The sequence below is a fragment of the Acinetobacter sp. YH16031 genome (genome assembly GCF_013417335.1).
Lineage (GTDB): Bacteria > Pseudomonadota > Gammaproteobacteria > Pseudomonadales > Moraxellaceae > Acinetobacter.
Genome location: NZ_VPED01000072.1, coordinates 1 through 4,551, shown reverse-complemented (window position 1 = coordinate 4,551; position 4,551 = coordinate 1). Strand labels below are relative to the sequence as shown.

Genomic DNA, 4,551 nt, shown 5'->3' with positions numbered 1-4,551 from the left:
CCTGCCTTACCGACTTTGACACTTAAACGAGCAATCGCCATTAGGTCTTATCCTGTTCCTTTTTTCGGTTACGTTCTTTTTTAAACGCTCTTTGATCAAGTATCGAAGCCCACATCATAATGATGATAAGTAGCGGTGCTGCGATCACGCCAAAACTAATATCTTTGATTTTTCCCAAGACCTGTTTTAGTTGCATGCTGTTGCTCCTAGCTTTGGTACTTCTTTTTTTAATTCAATTGAAAATTGAATTAAAAAAAGAAGTTTCAGGGTTTTAGGGATGAAATCCCTAACGTGCTTAGGTTTCTCAATGAAATTGAGAAACGTCTAAGCGCGCCATCAAAATTTTGATGGAAGTGCAGGCGACAATATCTAGAACGAACTTTAACAAAATTGCGTACCTTGGACGTAATTATTTTGTTATCGTTCTTTGAGAATTGAGCATGTACTTTTGCGGTATCTGAATTAAGGAATTGAATATGAATAATGAATGGCTGTCTGAAAAAATTACCTACATTTCTGCATTAAAGAATCCAAGTGATGCTCAAAAACTTCTATTGGAATTGGCTCAAATTCAGTACCGAACACCTGAACAAGAAAAGAAATTAAATGCCCTTATCAAAGCTGAAAAAGCTATAGATCGAGCAAATAAACAGAAAGTCGTTGTTAGAAAATTACTCAATGCGGAAAAGGAAGCTGAACGTAAAGCTCGTACACGTCACCTCATCCAATTAGGCGCACTTTTTGAAATTGCTAACCTAGATCAGCGTGACCCCGCCGAATTACTTGGAGTTCTGCTTAAAACTGCTGAAATTGATCCAAATGATATGAAATGGCAAATTTGGAAAGAATTAGGACAAGAGATATTAAATCAACGTAAAATTAATTAACTACAAGAAACTTTTGCACCTTGAAACCTCATGCTTTATCTAACTTATAAGTTGCGATCTTAAAAATGAAAGAGATACGCGCTCATGTTGTTTTTAGTTTTAACTGGATAAAGCATAAAGCCATGCGTGGTTCAAATCCACTGTAAGCCTTGAAATAAATAGAAAAATCAAAAGGGCAGATAGGCTTCCCCTTTTCTGCCCAAATAAAAAAACGCCCCTCAGGGCGTTTAATGTACTTTAAAACACATAAGGTCGAACAAAGATCAGGAAGAAAATTCCGAGCATTAAGAACCACTTTAAGAAGTAGTACAGTTGACGGTTGGTTTTCTTCAAGGCTTTAGCTTTGATCCGCACTTGATAGACATAACCAAAGACTTTATTCAGTCCACCCGTTTGATCCCCTGCTTCATTTGGAGAGCTGGCAGCGGTCATAACTTTTTTACCAAACCAGTGATTGAAACGTTCCATAAAGCGTGTCTTTAATGGACGCTCGACATCGGCAAAGAAAATAATGCGGTTTTGATCAGTGGTGTTTTCGGCATAGTGAATATAAGTTTCATCAAAGACCACGCTTTCACCATCGCGCCATGAATAGCGCTCACCATCCACATCAATAAAGCAGCGATCATCATTCGGTGTGATCAACCCCAAGTGATAACGCAATGAACCCGCATAAGGGTCACGGTGACGAACCAAACGGCTGTCAGGTGCCAGCTCGGTAAACATCGCGGCTTTAATGGTCGGCAAGGTTTTCAGCAACGCCGTCGTTTTTGGACAAAGTTCAGCGGCTGATGGATGTGCAGAGTCATACCATTTCAGATAAAAACGCTTCCAGCCTGTTTTGAAAAAGGAGTTAAACCCCAAGTCATCATAACTGCTCGATGCTTTAATTCCGCCTTTTTCATATAAAGCTTTTGCTTCATCACGAATCATTTCCCAGTTTTCATCCAACACTTTTAAGTCTTGAAAATGCTGTGTATCGATATATGGCTGATTCGGTACCTTTGAAAACATGTACATGAGGTAGTTAATTGGCGCAAGAATCGTTGAGTGATCGAAAAATTGACGATAAAACGAGTGACGAACCTTCCCACGTTGCTGAATATAAAGTGCAGAAAGAATAAAAATCGCCAGAATGATCCACTTAATCATATGAAAACCTGGAAACCAAAGAAAACGAAATAAAAGAAAAAGACCAGTATTCGGTCTAGACTGCGAATTGTAGCATAGGCTGCAAAGTACGTCCTATTTCCAGCTTTTCATCACAAGTTTTCATTAATTATTGCAATTGGCACATGGTTTTATTGGAATAAGAAAAGCAAAGAAGTATTTAAAGAACTTAAACAAGCTATTGAAAACATAATTAATTAGTCAAATAGCCTAAGCAATAAAATTAGAATAGATCAAACATCCGCTTATTATTCTTAAACGCTTAATAAGCTCTCAACTTCTCAACTCGCCCCCAAAGCGTCGCACTTCGTGCTTTGGCTTTGGAAACGGTTGAGAGAGTTTCGGCAATACTCTCCCTAAAGGCGGTCATTTAAAAAAATGACGCATCCTTTAAGTATTGCCGATTTACCGTATATTCTTTTGGCTTCGGAGCCACGTATATCGGTCGTATCCGCACATAGCTTTGCAAACTATGCAGACAAGGACTAAAGGTCTTGCACCTCTCCCCACACGCTCCCTGTCGAAGTATGGCGGTATCTCTGCGAGGGTTTCCCCAACATACAACTTAACCAACCTATACAACTACTCTTAACGCTCCGCTTTTGTGAGATTCCCCTGTAGCGGTTTAGCCTTTCGACTATCGCTACGTTGCACCAGTGACACTTATTCCCTCCACATGCAACGCATGCCAATCCGTAAAACGGACACGCAGAAGCAGGCAAAGCTCGATCTATGATGCTTATTTGATGATTAAAAACACGTATTAACGAAGACTTATCATTTTGAGTCTTGATCTAAACACTGTTTATTGTGAAAATAGAGTTCAGGTACAAGCCTTGTGGTGAAATCTGCACGAGTTGGTAGCTCTGCTGATCTTCGTTACTTGATGTTAGCGCATCAAATAACTGCGTACCGCTGAATATAAAGCGAAAGCCCATTGAGTTTCAATACTGAATGGGCTTTTTCTTTTTCAGATGTTTGTTATTTAGGGTCTATCACGCAAAAATCTTTAGCATTTCCATATCCGCACTGTTCTTTCATCACTCGGACACACGTTTTAGATTCTCCATCGACTTTACAGCTTCCAAGATCAAACTGAATGCCTTGCTGTCTTAGGCTCTCGATCTGCGGGATATTTTCTAAAGGTTTGATATAAACACTAAACAGCCAAATGATGCCAAGCATAAGAATGGCGAAAATGCCTAAAACGATAGTGATGATTTTCCATGAAAATTGATCACTGGTTGATTCAATCGAGTTTTTTAAATGTCCAAGTGCTTTGGCGGTCTTAATAAGCTCCGCTGTACCCTCCTGTAAGCCCGTATTTAGCGATTTTGATACGGTACTATGGGTTTGCCCTGCTATGACCTTTTGAATGCGTTCTTCGGTGATTTGAAGCTCTTTAACAGCCTGATTGACTAGGTTCTGCTGTTGTTCTGCAACTGCCATCAGTGCATATAACTTTTTTTCATCAGGTGTCATCGGCTCATCCCCTTATAACTCATGGTTTTCTGTTGCTCTCGTTCTAATTTCTGCTGTTCTTTGTACTGCTGTAAGGCAAGTTGTTTGAAGCTGTCAAAATCAGCCTTAAAGCTCTCAATACCCTGTTTAATTTCTTTGTCTGAAATTGGGCTGTCTTTGAGTTCTTTCAGGTCTTTTTTCGGGTCGCCTAAGTCTAGTCGCTCAAGCTCTTTGTAGGCTGTACGTGACTGTTGCAAGGCTTCCCTGATTTCAGGGTCTTTGGCTTGGCTTGGTAATAATTTTTTTTCAGGTTCTTTGTCTATGCCTTGCTCTTTATAGCTTCGCATATCAATACGGCTGTCAATTTGGTGTTTTTCTAAATGGCTGTTGCATAAATCTGCCCATCTTTGGCGTAGGTCTTTAATATCAGTTTTTCGTTCCTGGTAACTCTTGCCGGTATTGTCTTTTTTAGCTCCGCCACGTTCAGGATTCTTGCTGTTATAGCGTTTGAAATATTGCTCCGGATCTCGTTCGATTCCATCTTGCAGACGTTCATTAAACATCAGGTGGACGTGGGGCTGATCGTTGCCGTCCATTGCTTTAGGGTTATGAATCGCAAATTGATACGGATATTTTGAGCCGATCTCGGACTGAATGAAGTCCTCAACCAGTTCTAAGCGTTGCTCGGCATTCATTTCTCTAGGTAGGGCAATTTCATATTCTCGATAGGTACTGCCATTTTTGCGCTCGTAAAGGTCGGCTGCCTGCCAAAAGGTAATCGGATTATGTTCAGCCCATTTCGGCATATTTCCATAGGCACTATGTTCAAGGTCGGTTTCTGCCTGCTCCTGTTTCAGCTTCTTTTCTTCATCCCGATCAATATATTCGGCATGCGGTGCTGCTTTGCCTGCCTTACCGACTTTGACACTTAAACGAGCAATCGCCATTAGGTCTTATCCTGTTCCTTTTTTCGGTTACGTTCTTTTTTAAACGCTCTTTGATCAAGTATCGAAGCCCACATCATAATGATGAT

The 4,551-nt window shown here is 40.3% G+C and carries 5 protein-coding genes; 1 reads left to right on the top strand and 4 read right to left on the bottom strand.

Features of this window, described 5'->3' with window-relative positions:
* Positions 1-40: 40 nt before the first annotated feature.
* Positions 41-196 carry a hypothetical protein gene (locus FTV31_RS15595; protein WP_004847148.1) on the bottom strand — a complete coding sequence of 52 codons (156 nt, stop codon included), beginning with the start codon at positions 194-196 and terminating at the stop codon, positions 41-43.
* A 280-nt stretch (positions 197-476) separates the two neighbouring features.
* Between FTV31_RS15595 and FTV31_RS15590 the strand changes: the two genes are divergently transcribed.
* Entirely contained in the window at positions 477-887 is a 411-nt protein-coding gene (locus tag FTV31_RS15590) for a conjugal transfer protein TraD (protein WP_179995789.1), read from the top strand.
* A 237-nt stretch (positions 888-1,124) separates the two neighbouring features.
* Here the strand turns inward: FTV31_RS15590 and lpxO are convergent, their stop codons facing one another.
* The 3 genes from lpxO to FTV31_RS15575 all read right to left on the bottom strand — a co-directional run bounded on the left by lpxO (position 1,125) and on the right by FTV31_RS15575 (position 4,465).
* Positions 1,125-2,039, bottom strand: coding sequence for a lipid A hydroxylase LpxO (gene lpxO / locus FTV31_RS15585; protein ID WP_125273387.1), 915 nt, complete (start codon positions 2,037-2,039; stop codon positions 1,125-1,127).
* Between the two features lie 999 nt (positions 2,040-3,038).
* Complete coding sequence (locus FTV31_RS15580) at positions 3,039-3,539, bottom strand: hypothetical protein (RefSeq protein ID WP_179991827.1); 501 nt, start codon at positions 3,537-3,539, stop codon at positions 3,039-3,041.
* Positions 3,536-4,465 carry a MobA/MobL family protein gene (locus tag FTV31_RS15575; RefSeq protein ID WP_179996692.1) on the bottom strand — a complete coding sequence of 310 codons (930 nt, stop codon included), beginning with the start codon at positions 4,463-4,465 and terminating at the stop codon, positions 3,536-3,538. Before FTV31_RS15575 ends, FTV31_RS15580 begins: the two co-directional genes overlap by 4 nt.
* Positions 4,466-4,551 lie beyond the last annotated feature (86 nt).